At 68.9% G+C, this 15,942-nt stretch carries 16 protein-coding genes; 4 read left to right on the forward strand and 12 right to left on the reverse strand.

Features of this window, described 5'->3' with window-relative positions; translation table 11 throughout:
- Window positions 1–60 precede the first annotated feature (60 nt).
- Window positions 61–939, forward strand: a complete 879-nt coding sequence (locus WBG79_RS15165; RefSeq protein ID WP_337358033.1) for a pirin family protein — start codon at window positions 61–63, stop codon at window positions 937–939.
- Window positions 940–983: 44 nt separating this feature from the next.
- Here the strand turns inward: WBG79_RS15165 and WBG79_RS15170 are convergent, their stop codons facing one another.
- Window positions 984–1,355 carry a hypothetical protein gene (locus WBG79_RS15170; RefSeq protein WP_337358034.1) on the reverse strand — a complete coding sequence of 124 codons (372 nt, stop codon included), beginning with the start codon at window positions 1,353–1,355 and terminating at the stop codon, window positions 984–986.
- Between the two features lie 297 nt (window positions 1,356–1,652).
- On the opposite strand from WBG79_RS15170, the gene mgrA reads away from it, so the two are divergent.
- The gene (gene mgrA / locus WBG79_RS15175; protein ID WP_337358035.1) at window positions 1,653–2,696 is read left to right on the forward strand and encodes an L-glyceraldehyde 3-phosphate reductase; all 1,044 of its coding nucleotides are present in this window, start codon (window positions 1,653–1,655) and stop codon (window positions 2,694–2,696) included.
- 3 nt (window positions 2,697–2,699) lie between these two features.
- Here mgrA and WBG79_RS15180 read toward each other — a convergent pair whose 3' ends face one another.
- The 8 genes from WBG79_RS15180 to WBG79_RS15215 all read right to left on the reverse strand — a co-directional run bounded on the left by WBG79_RS15180 (window position 2,700) and on the right by WBG79_RS15215 (window position 9,425).
- Window positions 2,700–3,476, reverse strand: coding sequence for a HesA/MoeB/ThiF family protein (locus WBG79_RS15180; protein WP_337358036.1), 777 nt, complete (start codon window positions 3,474–3,476; stop codon window positions 2,700–2,702).
- 87 nt (window positions 3,477–3,563) lie between these two features.
- Window positions 3,564–4,529, reverse strand: a complete 966-nt coding sequence (gene cysK / locus WBG79_RS15185) for a cysteine synthase A (RefSeq protein ID WP_337358037.1) — start codon at window positions 4,527–4,529, stop codon at window positions 3,564–3,566.
- 218 nt (window positions 4,530–4,747) lie between these two features.
- On the reverse strand, window positions 4,748–5,203 hold the full coding sequence (gene dut / locus WBG79_RS15190; protein WP_337358038.1) for a dUTP diphosphatase: 456 nt from the start codon (window positions 5,201–5,203) through the stop codon (window positions 4,748–4,750).
- 14 nt (window positions 5,204–5,217) lie between these two features.
- Window positions 5,218–6,195, reverse strand: a complete 978-nt coding sequence (mbfA, locus tag WBG79_RS15195) for an iron exporter MbfA (RefSeq protein WP_337358039.1) — start codon at window positions 6,193–6,195, stop codon at window positions 5,218–5,220.
- 118 nt (window positions 6,196–6,313) lie between these two features.
- Window positions 6,314–7,666: a flavin monoamine oxidase family protein gene (locus WBG79_RS15200; RefSeq protein WP_337358040.1), complete on the reverse strand. Its 1,353-nt coding sequence runs from the start codon at window positions 7,664–7,666 to the stop codon at window positions 6,314–6,316.
- A 50-nt stretch (window positions 7,667–7,716) separates the two neighbouring features.
- Window positions 7,717–8,229 carry a MarR family transcriptional regulator gene (locus WBG79_RS15205; RefSeq protein ID WP_337358041.1) on the reverse strand — a complete coding sequence of 171 codons (513 nt, stop codon included), beginning with the start codon at window positions 8,227–8,229 and terminating at the stop codon, window positions 7,717–7,719.
- Window positions 8,230–8,291: 62 nt separating this feature from the next.
- Window positions 8,292–8,801, reverse strand: a complete 510-nt coding sequence (locus WBG79_RS15210; protein WP_337358042.1) for a GNAT family N-acetyltransferase — start codon at window positions 8,799–8,801, stop codon at window positions 8,292–8,294.
- Between the two features lie 60 nt (window positions 8,802–8,861).
- Window positions 8,862–9,425, reverse strand: coding sequence for an SH3 domain-containing protein (locus tag WBG79_RS15215; RefSeq protein ID WP_443147462.1), 564 nt, complete (start codon window positions 9,423–9,425; stop codon window positions 8,862–8,864).
- 226 nt (window positions 9,426–9,651) lie between these two features.
- Here WBG79_RS15215 and WBG79_RS15220 point away from each other — a divergent pair, with 226 nt between their 5' ends.
- On the forward strand, window positions 9,652–10,635 hold the full coding sequence (locus WBG79_RS15220) for a 2-hydroxyacid dehydrogenase (RefSeq protein ID WP_337358043.1): 984 nt from the start codon (window positions 9,652–9,654) through the stop codon (window positions 10,633–10,635).
- Window positions 10,636–10,789: 154 nt separating this feature from the next.
- Window positions 10,790–11,197, forward strand: coding sequence for a hypothetical protein (locus WBG79_RS15225; protein ID WP_337358044.1), 408 nt, complete (start codon window positions 10,790–10,792; stop codon window positions 11,195–11,197).
- 21 nt (window positions 11,198–11,218) lie between these two features.
- On the opposite strand, the gene WBG79_RS15230 is transcribed toward WBG79_RS15225, so the two are convergent.
- The 3 genes from WBG79_RS15230 to pnp form a co-directional block, all read right to left on the reverse strand.
- Entirely contained in the window at window positions 11,219–12,163 is a 945-nt protein-coding gene (locus tag WBG79_RS15230) for an NAD(P)-dependent oxidoreductase (protein WP_337358045.1), read from the reverse strand.
- 2 nt (window positions 12,164–12,165) lie between these two features.
- Entirely contained in the window at window positions 12,166–13,602 is a 1,437-nt protein-coding gene (locus tag WBG79_RS15235) for an ATP-binding protein (RefSeq protein WP_337358046.1), read from the reverse strand.
- Between the two features lie 164 nt (window positions 13,603–13,766).
- Complete coding sequence (pnp, locus tag WBG79_RS15240) at window positions 13,767–15,908, reverse strand: polyribonucleotide nucleotidyltransferase (RefSeq protein WP_337358047.1); 2,142 nt, start codon at window positions 15,906–15,908, stop codon at window positions 13,767–13,769.
- Window positions 15,909–15,942 lie beyond the last annotated feature (34 nt).

Genomic DNA, 15,942 nt, shown 5'->3' on the forward strand with positions numbered 1-15,942 from the left:
CATCGACGGCGGCCGAAGGACGCCCGCCGGCTGCGCGAGGCGCGAGGGAAGGAGAAGACGATGAGCACGCTGCCGACCGGACTGGACCAGGTGATCGTTCCCCGCGCCCGTGATCTCGGCGGATTCGAGGTCCGCCGCGCCCTGCCGGCCGCGAGCCGGCAGATGGTCGGGCCCTTCATCTTCTTCGACCAGATGGGTCCGGCCGAGTTCCTGACCGGCGCGGGCGTGGACGTCCGGCCCCACCCCCATATCGGGCTGGCGACGGTCACGTATCTGCTGGAGGGCGCCATCGTCCACCGGGACAGCCTCGGCACGGAGCTGGAGATCCGGCCGGGGGACGTCAACTGGATGACGGCCGGCCGCGGCATCGTGCATTCGGAGCGGACCGGACCGGCGCTGCGCGTCGCCGGGTCGCGGCTGTTCGGCATCCAGAGCTGGGTGGCGCTGCCGGCCGAGCGCGAGGAGGCCGATCCGGGCTTCACGCATGTCGGGTCGGCGGACCTGCCGGTGCTGTCGTCGGAGGGCAAGCGCGTGCGGGTCATCGCCGGGCGGGCCTACGGGGTGGCGGCGCCCACCCCCACGCTGTCGGACACGCTCTATGCCGACGTTGCGCTCGACGCCGGCGCCATCCTTCCGGTCGACACCGATCACGAGGACCGGGCGATCTACGTGCTGGAGGGGGAGATCGAGATCGCGGGCGACCGCTTCGGGGCCATGCAGATGCTGGTTCTCCGACCCGGCGACCGGCTGACCGTCTCGGCGCTCTCGGCGGCGCGGCTGCTCCTCCTCGGCGGCGCGACCCTGGAGGGTCCGCGCCACATCTGGTGGAACTTCGTGTCGAGCCGCAAGGAGCGCATCGACCAAGCCAAGGCCGACTGGCTGGCCGGGCGGTTCCAGGCTGTGCCGGGCGAGACCGAGTTCATCCCCCTGCCCGGCTGAGCGGTCGCGCCGCCCCGGGGACCGGGACGGCGCAGGGTATCGCCTCACTGGCGGTTGAGGCACTGCGGACGCGTGTCGCCGGGCGGGCAGGTGGTGGTGTTGCGGCTGCCCGGATCGGTGTTGCGGGTGACCGGATCGGGGCCGGGGCTGATGGTCGTGCCCCGGTTGAGCGTCCCGTTGGTCCCGGTGCCCGTACCCGTGGTGCCGGTGCCCATTCCGGTCCCGGTGTTCGTGCCGGTGCCGCCCGCGCCGGTGGCTCCGCTGGTGCCGCCCGAACCGGCCGAGCCGCCGCCGGAACCGCCGCCCGACTGGGCGACGGCGTGGTCCGTGCCGACGAGGAGGCCGGCCCCGAAGGGCGCCGCGAAGGTGAGTGCGGCCAGTGTCAGGCCGGCCGCGGCCGTCTTGATGATCGTCATGGGATGCCTCGCTTGGATCGCGTTGGGACGGCCGGCTTCCCCTTGCCGGGGCGCGGGCCGTTGAGGGTCCAACGGCCTCGGCGCGTCCCGGTTCCTCCCCCCCTGGGGCGCCTCGACGCCCGCAAAGCCGGGGCCTTGCCGTCCTGACCGGCTCGGCCGTCCTGGCCGGCCGGCTGATCCGGGACGCGCCCGCAGGGCTCGGTCCCTTCGCGCGCCTTGCCAGCCGGGAGCGTGCGGGCGACAGTGCGCCCGAAGCCGATCCACCGCAGAACGGGCCGAGATCCGAGGAGACGATCGATGAGCTACAGCCCCGCCCTCTCGCGCTACGACGGCATGAAGTACAACCGTTGCGGCCGCAGCGGGCTGATGCTGCCGGCGCTGTCGCTCGGGCTCTGGCACAATTTCGGCAACGACGCCGCCCAGGAGAACGCCCGCAACATCTGCCGCAAAGCCTTCGACCTCGGGATCACGCATTTCGACCTGGCCAACAACTACGGGCCGCCGCCCGGCTCCGCCGAAGAGAACTTCGGGCGGATCCTGAAGGCCGACTTCGCCAGCCACCGGGACGAACTGGTCATCTCCACCAAGGCGGGCTACCGGATGTGGCCGGGTCCGTACGGGGAGTGGGGGAGCCGGAAGTACCTGCTGGCGAGCCTGGACCAGAGCCTCAGGCGGATGGGCCTCGACTATGTCGACGTCTTCTACTCCCACCGCTTCGACCCGAACACGCCGCTGGAAGAGACCATGGGGGCGCTCGACGCCGCGGTGCGCCAGGGCAAGGCGCTCTACGTCGGGATCTCGTCCTACAACAGCCAGCGGACCCGCGAGGCGGCCGCGATCCTGACGGCGCTCGGCACGCCGGCGATCATCCATCAGCCGAGCTACTCGATGATCAACCGGTGGATCGAGGACGACGGCCTGCTCGACGCGCTCGAGGCGGCCGGGATGGGCACGATCGTGTTCTCCCCGCTCGCCCAGGGCATGCTGACCGACAAGTACCTGCGCGGGGTGCCGGAGGGCAGCCGCGCCGCGGCCGGCAAGTCGCTCCGGATGAGCTTCCTGAACGAGGAGAACATCACGCGGGCCCGGGCGCTCAACGACCTCGCCGGCCACCGGGGCCAGACCCTCGCCCAGATGGCGATCGCCTGGGTGCTGCGCGACCCGCGGGTGACCTCGGCGCTGATCGGAGCGAGCCGGCCGGAGCAGGTGGAGGACTGCGTCGGGGCGCTCGACCGGCTCGAGTTCGCGCCCGAGGAACTGGCCGAGATCGACCGCAACGCGGTGGAGGGCGGCGTGAACCTGTGGGCCGCCTCGGCGGAGCGCCAGGGGCCGCAGCGCTGACGCTCAGGGGACCGATGTCCCGTTCAGGGGGTTGTCGGGGCTCCAGGCATAGCGCACCGTCTCGAAGCGCATGGCGCGGGCGTCGACCATCAGGAGGCGCCCGACCAGCGGCTCGCCGATGCCGGCGATGAGCTTGATCACCTCCAGCGCCTGCAGCGAGCCCATGACGCCCGTGAGCGCGCCGAGCACGCCGGCTACCGCGCAAGCCGGGACGAGGCCGGCCGGCGGCGGCTCCGGGAAGAGGCAGCGGTAGGTCGGATTCGGCACCCCGTCGGGACCGCGTTCGTGCGGCGCGAGGGTGGTCAGCGTGCCGTCGTATTCGGACACCGCTGCGGTCACGAGCGGCCGGGCGGCGCGGAAGCAGGCGTCCGACAGGAGATAGCGGGTCTCGAAGTTGTCCGAGCCGTCCACGACCACGTCGACGCCGGCCAGGAGCCCGTCGACATTGTCGGGGCCGAGCCGTTCGCGGCGCGTCTCGACGCGGACGTGCGGATTGACCCGCGCCACGTGGTCCGCCGCGCTGTCGACCTTCGGACGGCCGACGTCCTCGGTGCCGTGGATCACCTGGCGCTGCAGGTTCGAGAGCGAAACGTCGTCGTCGTCGACGACCACCAGCGTACCGACTCCGGCCGCCGCCAGGTAGAGGATCACGGGCGCCCCGAGCCCTCCGGCGCCCACCACCAGCACCCGCGCGGCCTTCAACCTCTGCTGCCCGGGCCCGCCCAGGTCGCGCAGAACGATATGGCGCGCATAGCGCTCGAGTTCGGATTCGCTCAACATGACGGTCCGCCCGCTCCCGATGACGGGCTCCGCCCCGACGGACGAAGCCCTCCTGTCCAGACCAGAACGAACCGGGACGCCCGGATCCTACTCCAGCCCCTCGAACAGCGCCGTCGACAGGTAGCGCTCGGCGAAGCTCGGGATGATGATGACGATGGACTTGCCGGCGAACTCCGGGCGGGTGCCGACCTTGACGGCGGCGGTGACGGCCGCGCCCGACGAGATGCCGACCGGGATGCCTTCCAGGCGGGCGACGAGGCGGGCCATCTCGAAGGCCTCGTCGTTGGAGACCTGGACGACCTCGTCGTAGATCTTCGTGTCGAGGACGCCGGGGACGAAGCCGGCGCCGATGCCCTGGATCTTGTGCGGGCCCGGCTGGCCGCCGGACAGGATCGGGGAGGCGGCCGGCTCGACGGCGACGATGTGGAGCGAGGGCTTGCGCGGCTTCAGCACCTGGCCGACGCCCGTGATGGTGCCGCCCGTACCGATGCCGGACACGAAGACGTCGATCTCGCCGTTGGTGTCGTTCCAGATCTCCTCGGCGGTGGTCTTCCGGTGGATGGCCGGGTTGGCGGGGTTCTGGAACTGCTGGGGGATGATGGACCCGGGGATCTCGGCGGCGAGTTCCTCGGCCTTGGCGAGGGCGCCCTTCATGCCCTTCGGGCCCTCGGTCAGGACGAGCTCGGCGCCGAGCAGCTTCAGCATCTTGCGACGCTCGATGGACATGGTCTCGGGCATGACCAGGATCAGCCGGTAGCCGCGGGCGGCCGCCACGAAGGCGAGGGCGATGCCGGTGTTGCCGGAGGTCGGCTCGATCAGCGTGGCGCCGGGCTTGATCTTCCCCTCGGCCTCGAGCGCGTCGATCATGGATACGCCGATGCGGTCCTTCACGCTGGCGATCGGGTTGAAGAACTCAAGCTTGGCCAGCAGCTTCGCGCCGACGCCCTTCTCCTTGGCGATCCGGTCTAGCCGCACGATCGGAGTGTCGCCGATGGTGTCGGTGATCGAGTCGTAGATCCGGCCGCGGCCGGGGCGGTGCTGGGCGTCGCTCATGGGCTTCCTCCGAGATCACGGGTCCGTCCGGCCGCGGCGGCGCGCGGCTTTTCAGGGCGGAGACTTTAGGACGGCGGGGTCCGCCGGGCGAGTCCAAGCCGTCAGGAAAAATGCAGCTTCGTTGGAACCATTTTGCGTCAAGCCCGCGGGTGGCGGGCAGAAAACGTTGCGGCTCGCCCGGCAGCACGGCTATGGGGAGAACAGGGTTCCCCTTGCCATCAGATCCGGCCGGTCGACCCGAAGCCTCCGGCGCCGCGCGCCGTGGCGTCGAGCTCGTCGGCCTCGACGATGGCGACGCGCGTCACGGGGGCGACCACGAGCTGGGCGATGCGTTCGCCGCGGCGGACCGTGACGGGGTCCGGGCCCAGGTTGACGAGGATAACCTGCACCTCGCCCCGATAGTCGCTGTCGATGGTGCCCGGGCTGTTCAGGACCGTCACGCCGGCCTTGGCGGCGAGACCGGAGCGGGGGCGCACCTGCGCCTCGTAGCCGTCGGGAATCGCGAGGACCAGGCCGGTCGGGACGAGGGCGCGGCCGAGGGGCGGGATGGTCACGGGCGCCTCGTCGGCGACGGCGGCGAGGAGATCCAGGCCGGCCGCGCCGGCGGTCTGGTAGGCCGGCAGGGCGAGGCCCGCGGCGGCGGGCAGGCGCTTGATCGTCAGGGTCGGCGGCACGGGATCGCTCCGGGTCAGGCGCTGCCGATCATGATGCCGGTCAGGAAGACCAGGACGCCGCCGACCACGATCTGGAAGGCCGCGCGCAGGAACGGCGTGTCCATGTACTTGTAGCGGATCCAGGAGATCGCCCACAGTTCCAGGACCACCACCGCGATGGCGAGCCAGGTGGCGACCCAGAAGTCCGGCAGCAGGTAGGGCAGCGCGTGGCCGAGGCCGCCGATCGCCGTCATCAGGCCGGAGACGATGCCGCGGATCCAGGGGCTGCCGCGGCCCGACAGCTCGCCGTCGTCCGACAGGGCCTCGGCGAAGCCCATCGAGATGCCCGCGCCGATCGAGGCGGCGGTGCCGACCAGGAACGTGTCCCAGCTGTTGTGGGTCGCGAAGGCGGCGGCGAAGAGGGGCGCCAGGGTGGAGACGGATCCGTCCATCAGGCCGACGAGACCGGGCTGGATATATTGGAGGATGAACATGCGCCGGGCGGTCTCGTCCTCCTCGGCGCGCACGTCGGTCGGCAGGTTGGAGAGCCCCAGGCGATGGGCGAGCGAGACGTGGCTCTTCTCGGCTTCGGCGAGGTCGCCGAGCAGCTTGCGGATCGAGGCGTCGCCGGTGCGCTGGGCGGCCTGCCGGTAGAAGCGGGCGGCGCTCGCCTCCATCACCATGGCCTCGCGGCGGATCGTCTCGAGCGAGAGGTTCTTCATCAGCCAGACCGGCCGGCGCTCGTAGAAGCCGCGCACGTTCTCGCGCCGGATCAGGGGGATGCGCTCGCCGAACTTCGAGCGGTGCATCTCGATGAGGCGGCGGCGGTGATCGGCTTCCTCCTCGGCCATGTCGTCGAAGACCTTGGCGGAGGCCGGGTAGCGCTCGCGCAGTTCGTCGGCGTACATGCCGTAGATCCGGCCGTCGTCCTCCTCGGCCGCGATCGCCACCGCCAGGATCTCCTGCTCGGTCAGATCCGAGAAGGCACGCTTGCCGAAGCCGAACAGGGACATGGGGACCACCGATCTCTTTAGAAGAATTCCAAACGATATGGACCGAACCCGGCCGGCCCGCAAGCGGCCTGGCGCGCAGGCCTGCCGCGCTCTTGGGCGGTCCGGCACGCCCGCCTGCTCACATCGCGGCCGCAGCGGCACGGGCGGCGCGCTCGCCCTCCGCCCAGGCGCCTCCGACCGTGCCCCACAGGGCGGCGTGGGTGGCCTCTCCGGCGATCCAGATCCGGCCGTCGACGGCCTCGGCGAGCCGCGCGCGGTCCCCGGCGCGGCCCGGCTCGGCGCACGAGAAGGCGCCGCGGACGAAGGGATCGCGGCCCCAGTCCGTCACGTGGGTCCGGCCGACGCGACGGACCGCGTCGGAACCGTAAGCCTCCGCGATCAGGCCGAGGGCGAAGTCCACGGCGGCCCGCCCGCCGGCCTGCTCGAGCTCCGCCGCGAAGCTGCCGGCCGCATCCGCGTAGGCTACGTCGCTGCCGTTCATGCGGGCGAGGAGCGCCATGGTGCGCCGGCCCGGGCGGCGGAACCAGATCGGCTCGTCGGCACCGGCGCGCAGCGGATTGCCGGGCAGTTCCAGGCAGACGTGCAGGTAGGACCCGAGCGACAGGCCCGTCAGGGCGTCCTCATGGGCGGCCGGCAAGGGCGGGTCGAAGCGGACGGCGCCCTCGGCCAGCGCCGTGGTGGAGGCGGTGACGATGGCGGCCCGGGCCTCGACGGTGCCGCGCGGGGTTTCCACGCGCAGGCGCGGGCCGGACCGGTCGATCCGCTGCACCGGCGTGGAGAAGGCCACCGGGATGCCCTCGGCCAGCCGCGCCACGAGGGCGCCGAAGCCCTCGCGGATGAAGAGTTCGGGGAACTCGCGCGCGCGGGCGAAGTCGACGGTGGAGACGCGGTCGAGGTCCTTGGCGCAGCCGTAGGGGCCGAGCAGGAAGGAGACGAGGCCCTCCCATTCCCCGAGCCCCTTGGGCATCACCGCCGCGGCGGGGATGTCGCGGCCGGCGGAGCCGGTGCCGACGATCGCTTGTTCGAGCGCCTCGTAGGCGTCGCCGAAGCGGTCGATGTCGTCGCCCGAAAGGCGCTTGCGGCCGTCCTGGATGATGACGTCCTGGCGGGGCTCGGCGGTGACGAAGCCCATGGCGCGGGCGAAGAAGGGGAAGGGCGTCTCGTCGGCGGCGTGGATCCAGTGCGCGCCGAAGTCGACCGGAACGCCGAAGACCCCGGTGTCGGTGTGGGCGCGGCCGCCGACCCGGTCGCGCGCCTCGAGGACCAGGAAGGACCGGCCGGCGGCGAGGAGCGCGCGGGCGGCCGCGATGCCGGCCGCGCCGGCGCCGACCACCACCACGTCGACCTCGGCACTCGACGGCGCGGGGGCCGGGCCGGTCTGGCCGCGGGCGGCGGTCCCGGCGAAGGGCGCCAGCATCGGGGCGAGCGAAGCTCCGAGGAACCGGCGGCGGTCGAGGGTGGCGGGCGGCATCGCACAGGCATAGCCCGCCGCGGGCGCGGGCTCAATGGCGGGCGGGCCGGTCAGGACGCCGGCGTTCCAGCCTCGGCGGCCGCCACGGGACAATCCGCGTGGCCGCGGCAGGCGCCCTGGTCGCAGAAGCGGCAGATCCGGCCGGGCTCGGCCGGGGAAACAGCCGCGGCGCCGAGCAGGTGGTCGAGCAGGCCGTCGAGCGCCGACCGGTCGGGCTCGGGGAGGTCGGCGAGCAGGGATTCGGCCCGGGCCAGGCGCCGCTCCTGCAGGTCGCGGGCGCGGCGCTTGCCGCGGGCGGTGGTCTCCACGGCGACCTCCCGGCCGCGGCGGCTGAGGCGGCGGACCAGCCAGTCCTTCTCCAGGCGGTCGACGAGGCGGACGGTGGCGGAATGGGTGAGACCGACCGCGCGGGCGATGTCCTGGATGGCGATCGGCTCGGAGCGGCGCACCACCATGAGGGCCGCGACGGCGCTCTCGGACAGCCCGTCCGCTGCCGCGAACATGGTGTCGTCGAGCGCGGTCGCGAGGGCGGCGAGGCGGTTGGCCGTGACCCTGTCGTGCATGCCCGTTGCATACGCCCGGGACGCCCGGACCGGCAATCGGGCCGACTGACGCAGGGGTTTGCTCAGGGACGCGGCGCGAGGATCTTCTGCATGAAGACCAGGTCGAGCCAGCGGCCGAACTTGCGGCCGACCTCCGGCAGGCGGCCGGTCTCGACGTAGCCGAGGGAGGCGTGGAGGGCGAGCGAAGCGGCGTTGCCGGCCTCGATGCCGCCGATCAGCACGTGCTTGCCGGCCGCCACGGCCCGCTCCTCGAGGGCGACCAGGAGAAGGCGGGCGAGGCCGCGGCGGCGGAAGCCGGCCCCGACATAGATCGAATGCTCGGCGGTCTGGCGATAGCCGTCGAAGGCGCGGAAGTCGCCGAAGCTCGCATAGCCGGCGACCCGGCCATCGACCTCGGCGACCAGGACCGGATAGCCGAGCTTGCGGCGCGCCTCCGCCCAGGCGACCCGGTCGGCGGTGTCCACGAGGCGCTCGTTCCAGATGGCGGTCGTGTTGAGGACGGCATCGTTGTAGATGTCGCGCACGCCCTCCATGTCGGCATCGAGGGCGTCGCGGACGAGCGGGGCGGCCATCGCAAGCGTCTCCGGTTCGGCGCCGTCGGGCGCGCGGGAGGGTCGACCGGGCGGGGGGCCTCAGTCGGCGGGGTATTTCTCGTTGGGGTAGACACCCCAGAGGCGGGACTGCTCGATCCAGCCGCTGCGCTTCTCGACGCTGACTCGGCACATGCGGCCGTCGCAACGCTCGATGTCGACCAGAACGTTCGGTTCGACGCGGGCGACGAGGGACTGCCCGTCGGCCCGCGCGTACATCGGCACCGGCTCGGCCTTGGCCCAGGGCGAGACGAGGGCGGTGCGCTTGCCGGACAGGAAGCTCTGCTGGACCCAGCCCTCCTGGCCCTCGCTGTCGCGCACCCGGAACCAGATGTCGAACTCCTGGGTGATCTCGACCGGCAGGCCGGCGCGCAGGAAGGTCCAGGCGACCTCGTGGTCGCGGCTCGGGCCGACGCGGAAGTTCACGGGCTGCGACTTCACGCTGGCGAAGCGGGGCAGCGGAAAGCCGCTCTTCTGGCCGACCTGGCCGGTCTGCGCGCGCGCCTCGCCGGCGCCCAAGCCGACGAGAAGCACCGCCCACACGAGAATCCCCAGGGCCCCGACGAAGGCGCCGCGGACGCCGTCAGCTCTCCTCAGCCTGCGCAATCGCTCTCTCCTCCTCGCTGGCCCGGCCGCCGCCTGCGCGCGACGAAAAACCCGGGGGGCCCTGGTCGGCCGATCAATTGTCATTTGTGGGGCATCTGGTAGACAGGAACAACGTCGCCGTCGGCCCGACTGTGGCGCGGGTTGGTTAACGGCCGGCAAAGCCGGGCGGATGTCTGCCGTCGCGGGCCGGATGGTTCGGCCGCGGGAAGCCAGGGAGCGAGGCCTCATGCCGAAGAAGCCGTTGGTCGTGGTGACCCGCAGGCTGCCGGACGTGATCGAAACCCGCATGCGGGAGCTCTTCGACGCCCGCCTCAATCACGACGACCGCCCGATGACGCAGGCCGAACTGGTCGAGGCCGCCAAGTCGGCGGACGTGCTGGTGCCGACCGTGACCGACCACATCGACGCGGCGGTGATCAGCCAGGCCGGGTCGCAGCTCAGGCTCGTGGCCAACTACGGCAACGGCGTCGACAACATCGACGTGCAGTCGGCGCTGAACCGCGGCATCACGGTCACCAACACCCCCGGGGTGCTGACCGAGGACACGGCCGACATGACCATGGCGCTGATCCTCGCCGTGCCGCGCCGCATGGCGGACGGCATCGAGGTGATGAAGACCGGGGAGTGGAAGGGCTGGTCGCCGACCTGGATGCTCGGGCACCGGATCTGGGGCAAGCGGCTGGGCATCATCGGGATGGGCCGGATCGGCCAAGCGGTGGCGCGGCGGGCGCGTGCCTTCGGCATGTCGATCCACTACCACAACCGCCGGCGGCTGCCGACGGTGGTGGAGGAGGAGCTGGAGGCGACCTACTGGGAGAGCCTCGACCAGATGCTCGCCCGCATGGACGTCATCTCGGTCCACTGCCCGCACACGCCGGCGACCTACCACCTCCTGTCGGCGCGGCGCCTCAAGCTCGTCCGCCCGGAGGCCTACATCGTCAACACGGCGCGCGGCGAGGTGATCGACGAGAACGCCCTGGCCCGGATGCTGGACGCCAACGAACTGGCGGGCGCGGGCCTCGACGTCTTCGAGCACGAGCCGGCCGTCAACCCGAAGCTGGCGCGCTCGAAGCGCGTGCTGCTCCTGCCCCACATGGGATCGGCCACCATGGAGGGCCGCATCGACATGGGCGAGCGGGTGATCATCAACATCAAGACCTTCATGGACGGGCACCGGCCGCCGGACCGCGTGCTGCCGTCCATGCTCTGAGGCCGGCGAGCGGCCGGCGGCGGCCGGTCCGCTGTGACGGGATTGCGACGGCAGGCCCCATCCTTGTCAGGATCACGTTAGGGCAATTGCATCCGTGCCGGCGGTTCCTATACTCCCGGGCGAGCCGAGGGACGGCGCTCGGGGAGGGACATCGGTGGGGCAGAAGACGGTCATCATGGCGGGCGCGATCGGCGCGTTGGTGCTGGCGGGGCCCGCGGGGGCCCAGGCGCCCAAGCCGGCCGAGAAGCTGCCGGAGAAGCTGACCGGCGACCAAATCAAGGAGACCTGGTTCAACGGCAAGCCCTTCACGGCGACCGCGCCGGACGGGACGGCCTTCCTGATGACCTTCACGGCCGACGGAAAGTCGAGCCGCAAGCCGGCCGAAAAGAAGAAGGGTCTGGTGAGCGCCGCCGGCTTCTGGCGCGTCATCGCGGAGGGCTACTGCTCGCGCTGGTCCGGCCAGAACCGCGAGAAGTGCTTCAACGTGCGGCCTGACCCGGACAACGGCGGCCAGGTCATCGTGCGTTTCGGGCCGCAGCTGGTGGCGACCTGGAAGCGCTGAGGCTCGGCGTAGCGCCGAGGCTCAGCCGCCGATTCGCTTGAATCGCGGGCTCGCCTCCTCGCGATCCTCCGGGCCGCCGGCCCAGGTGCCCGAGGTCCACAGGGCCGTCAGGCCTTCCCGGTAGGTCGGATAGGCGAGCCGGACGCCCAGGTCCTCGCGCAGGCGGCGGTTGCCGACCCGCTTGTTCTCGCCCCAGAAGGTCCGCGCCATGGGCGACAGCTCGGCCTCGTCGAAGGGCACCTCCGGGGGCGGCTCGATCCCCATCAGGCCGGCCGCGAAGGCGATCGGATCCTGGGGCGGGGCGGGCTCGTCGTCGGCGACGTTGACGGGGCCGCCGACCGCGCCGAGCGCGGCAGCCGCGGTGACGGCCGCGATGTCCTCGACATGGATGCGGTTGAAGACTTGGCCGGGGCGGACGACCCGCTTGGCGGTGCCGTTCGCCAAGTTGAGGAAGGCGTTGCGGCCCGGCCCGTAGATGCCGGCGAGCCGCAGGAGCGCGACCGGCACACTCCCCGCCTCGCCCACCGCCGTCCAGGCCCGCTCGGCATCCACGCGCCAGCGGGTGCGCTCCGAGGCGGGCGCCGGCGGCGTCTCGTCGTCGACCCAGGCGCCGCCGGTGTCGCCGTAGACCCCGACCGTCGAGTAGTAGCCGATCCAGCGCAGGCGGCCGGAGGCGGCGGCGCGGGCGAGGTCCCCGGCATGATGGCGCAGGAAGGGATCGCCGTCCCGATCGGGGCCGGCGGATGCGAGGATGTGGGTGGCGGAGGCGATCGCCTCAGCGAGGGCGGCGGACGGGGCCGTGCCGTCGTAGGGGATGCTGCCGATACCGCGTTCGCCGGACCGCACCGCCTTGGCGGGGTCGCGCGTGGTGCCGGTCAGGGTGGCGCAGCCGGGGCGGAGCCGGTCCACCGCATGTCGGGCCGAATAGCCCAGGCCGAGGGCGAGGAGGACTAATGGAGTGGACATGTTCACCCTGGTTCGACCAAATTTGACGCTTGCTCCAGATCAGTGGCCACTTTCATTCCTAGAGCGTAGCAGTATAATGCCGTTGGTACAATGGATATACTGAATTCATCGACGTCTACTTTTGTACTTATGGTTTTGGACGTGAATAGTAAAGCTCTTAGAGATCTGTGTTTACGCGCAAACGCTATCAGATGTCTAGTCTGCTGACGCAGATCTGACTTAATTCGATCCGACCACTTGATTTCACCAATCCAGTGAGGGCGTTCGTCCTCCTGAGTCAAAAATACCAGATCGACTTCCCCCTCGTTCTTCCAGCGTGCGTAGCGAAGCCGACGGGCTGCCGGCGAGTGCTGGAACTGCGAGAAAACGGCCGACTCCGCAAGATGCCCAATACGATCCGTATCAGTGTAGTCAATGGGCCCGAAGAGAGCCGCGCGCATCGAAGGATTATTTAAATATATCTTGAAATTACGCTCCCTCTGGAGCGATCTGCAGTTCTCGTCCATGGTCTGAAGCTTGATGATCAGAAACGCACTCTCTAGATACTCGATATAGCGCTTTATTGTCGGCTTCGCCAAACCAGAGGCTTGCGAAATTTTTTCCAAGCTTGCCTCATTACCTGCATTATAAGCAAGGAACGAGAAAAGACGATTCAACTCCTGAATCTCATTTATTCCATATAAGCTGGGTAAGTCCTTAAGTAATACTTTGTCGATAATGTCATTTCGGATATACTGCTCCGCATTGGAACGCACATGGTCATTCAATACCGCTTCCGGGTATCCGCCGTAATTCAGATAGTCAACAAAAGTCCGATTTAGAGCTTCAATATCATTCACGACGTACGAATTGTGTCCAGATGAACGTACATACTTATTTTCGATACCCAAGAATTCTTGGTATTCGTAGAAAGTAAGAGGTGGAAGCATGAACTCCGAAAAACGTCCTGCGCCGGACTCTTTACTTTTGAGCCTAAGTGCCGCCGCGGCCGATCCAGTGACGACGAATTTAATATTGGGATACGTATCGACTAGATCCTTAAGGTGTATCTCCCAATCTTTCAGGTACTGGATCTCATCAAACACTACGATGTATCTGTCCGAATTCGAAAAACTCTTGAAAAATTTCAAGTACCGTTCTAGCGGGTAGCCAGCATAGATTGGTGCATCAATGCTGGCATATAAGATGTTCTGCCTTGGAAATCCGCGTCCGATCGCCTCAGCGATCATCTGTCGGATCATTACAGTCTTGCCAACTCGCCGAGGGCCCAGCAAAACTGCAGCACGTCGCACTTCAAAATTCAGGGCGAGAGCTGAGAAGCTTCGATAATAAATTCTCTTTGGAAAACGCGGATCTACGACTTCAACGTTCTCATCTGTCCACCAAGGATTGTCTCGATCGGCTCTTCGCTCGATGTCCAATTCGGAAATGGCATACATAGATCACCAATAAGCGCAGTCCTCTTTATCTAATTGAGACACTATCGGTATGGCTCTGATTCGCAAGAGTTTTTTTGCGTGCGATAGTGACATCTCCCCATTCTTGATCGAATGGCAGGCGCTTGGTGTCCCCAAGCGCCTGCCAAAACAACATTCAGCGCAGATCACTCCGCCGCCTTGCCCTCGCCGGCGTCCTGCTTGATCTCCTCGCCGGTCTTCTGGTCGACGACCTTCATGGAGAGGCGGACCTTGCCGCGCTCGTCGAAGCCGAGGAGCTTGACCCAGACCTTGTCGCCTTCCTTGACCACGTCCTTGACGTTCGCGACCTTCTTGGGGGCGAGCTGGGAGATGTGGACGAGGCCGTCGCGCGAGCCGAAGAAGTTCACGAAGGCGCCGAACTCCATGCACTTGACGACCGTGCCCTCGTAGACCTGGCCGACCTCGGGCTCCGCCGCGATCGACTTGATCCAGTTGACGGCGGCCTTGATGGCCTTCTGGTCGGAGGACGAGACCTTGACGGTGCCATCGTCCGAGATGTCCACCTTGGCGCCGGTCTTCTCGACGATCTCGCGGATCACCTTGCCGCCCGAGCCGATCACTTCGCGGATCTTGTCGGTCGGGATCTTCATGGTCTCGATGCGCGGGGCGAACTCGCCGAGCTCGGCGCGCGGGCGGGTGATCGCCTTGGCCATCTCGCCGAGGATGTGCAGCCGGCCGTCCTTGGCCTGGCCGAGGGCGACCCGCATGATCTCCTCGGTGATGCCCTGGATCTTGATGTCCATCTGCAGCGAGGTGACGCCGTTCTCGGTGCCGGCGACCTTGAAGTCCATGTCGCCGAGATGGTCCTCGTCGCCCAGGATGTCGGAGAGGACCGCGTAGCGCTCGCCCTCCAGGATCAGGCCCATGGCGATGCCGGCGACCGGGTTCTTGAGCGGCACGCCCGCGTCCATGAGGGCGAGGGACGAGCCGCAGACGGTCGCCATCGAGGAGGAGCCGTTCGACTCGGTGATCTCCGACACGACGCGGATCGTGTAGGGGAAGTCGTGGTGGAGCGGCAGCATCGGGCGGACGGCGCGCCAGGCGAGCTTGCCGTGGCCGATCTCGCGGCGGCCGGGCGAGCCCATGCGGCCGGTCTCGCCGACCGAGTAGGGCGGGAAGTTGTAGTGGAGCAGGAAGCGCTCTTTGTAGGTCCCCTCGAGGCTGTCGATGAACTGCTCGTCCTCGCCGGTGCCGAGGGTCGCGACCACGAGGGCCTGCGTCTCGCCGCGGGTGAAGAGGGCCGAGCCGTGGGTGCGCGGCAGGACGCCGACCTCCGACACGATCGGACGGACGGTCCGGACGTCGCGGCCGTCGATGCGGCTGCCGGTGTCGAGGATGTTCCAGCGCACGATCTTGGCCTGGAGCTCCTTGAAGACGGTCGCCACCGTCTCCTTGTCGTACTTGCCGTCGCCGTCCTCCTTGGAGACCATGGCCTCCATGACCCGGGCCTTGACGGCGTCGACGGCAGCGTAGCGCACCTGCTTCTGGGTGTTCATGTAGGCGGCGCGCAGGTCGGCCTCGGCGATGGCGAGCATCGCCTGCTCGACCGCCGAGTAGTCCTTCGGCTGGAAGTCGCGCGGCTCCTTGGCGGCCTTCTCGGCAAGCCGGATGATCGCCTCGATCACGGGCTGGAAGCCGCGGTGGCCGAACATGACGGCGCCGAGCATGATGTCCTCGGGCAGTTCCTGCGCCTCGGACTCGACCATCAGGACCGCGTCCTGGGTGCCGGCAACGACGAGGTCGAGCTGGCTGTCGCCCTTCTGGTCAATCAGGGTGTTGAGGACGTACTCGCCGTTGATGTAGCCGACGCGGGCGGCGCCGACCGGGCCCATGAAGGGCACGCCGGAGAGCGTCAGGGCGGCGGAAGCCGCCACCATCGCCACCATGTCGGGGTTGTTCTCGAGGTCGTGCGACAGCACGGTGACGATCACCTGCGTGTCGTTCTTGTAGCCCTCGACGAAAAGCGGGCGGATCGGACGGTCGATCAGGCGCGAGACGAGCGTCTCGTTCTCGCTCGGGCGGCCTTCGCGCTTGAAGTAGCCGCCGGGGATCTTGCCGGCCGCGAAGGTCTTCTCCTGATAGTTGACCGTCAGGGGAAAGAAGTCCTGGCCGGCCTTCGGCTCCTTGGCGGAGACCACGGTGGCGAGGACGGTGGTGTCACCATAGGTGGCGAGGACGGCGCCGTCGGCCTGGCGGGCCATGCGGCCCGTCTCGAGGACGAGGGTGCGGCCGCCCCAATCGATGACTTCGCGATGAATGTCGAACATGGTTGGTTGTCTACCCTGGGCAGAAACACGCAGA

The organism is Prosthecomicrobium sp. N25 (assembly GCF_037203705.1).
Lineage (GTDB): Bacteria > Pseudomonadota > Alphaproteobacteria > Rhizobiales > Ancalomicrobiaceae > Prosthecodimorpha.

Excerpts from the sequence above, each read along its gene's own strand:
- WBG79_RS15165 (WP_337358033.1), top strand. The coding sequence starts at position 61 with ATGAGCACGCTGCCGACCGGACTGGACCAGGTGATCGTTCCCCGCGCC.
- WBG79_RS15170 (WP_337358034.1), bottom strand. The coding sequence starts at position 1,355 with ATGACGATCATCAAGACGGCCGCGGCCGGCCTGACACTGGCCGCACTC.
- mgrA (WP_337358035.1), top strand. The coding sequence starts at position 1,653 with ATGAGCTACAGCCCCGCCCTCTCGCGCTACGACGGCATGAAGTACAAC.
- WBG79_RS15180 (WP_337358036.1), bottom strand. The coding sequence starts at position 3,476 with ATGTTGAGCGAATCCGAACTCGAGCGCTATGCGCGCCATATCGTTCTG.
- cysK (WP_337358037.1), bottom strand. The coding sequence starts at position 4,529 with ATGAGCGACGCCCAGCACCGCCCCGGCCGCGGCCGGATCTACGACTCG.
- mbfA (WP_337358039.1), bottom strand. The coding sequence starts at position 6,195 with ATGTCCCTGTTCGGCTTCGGCAAGCGTGCCTTCTCGGATCTGACCGAG.
- WBG79_RS15200 (WP_337358040.1), bottom strand. The coding sequence starts at position 7,666 with ATGCCGCCCGCCACCCTCGACCGCCGCCGGTTCCTCGGAGCTTCGCTC.
- WBG79_RS15205 (WP_337358041.1), bottom strand. The coding sequence starts at position 8,229 with ATGCACGACAGGGTCACGGCCAACCGCCTCGCCGCCCTCGCGACCGCG.
- WBG79_RS15210 (WP_337358042.1), bottom strand. The coding sequence starts at position 8,801 with ATGGCCGCCCCGCTCGTCCGCGACGCCCTCGATGCCGACATGGAGGGC.
- WBG79_RS15220 (WP_337358043.1), top strand. The coding sequence starts at position 9,652 with ATGCCGAAGAAGCCGTTGGTCGTGGTGACCCGCAGGCTGCCGGACGTG.
- WBG79_RS15230 (WP_337358045.1), bottom strand. The coding sequence starts at position 12,163 with ATGTCCACTCCATTAGTCCTCCTCGCCCTCGGCCTGGGCTATTCGGCC.
- WBG79_RS15235 (WP_337358046.1), bottom strand. The coding sequence starts at position 13,602 with ATGTATGCCATTTCCGAATTGGACATCGAGCGAAGAGCCGATCGAGAC.
- pnp (WP_337358047.1), bottom strand. The coding sequence starts at position 15,908 with ATGTTCGACATTCATCGCGAAGTCATCGATTGGGGCGGCCGCACCCTC.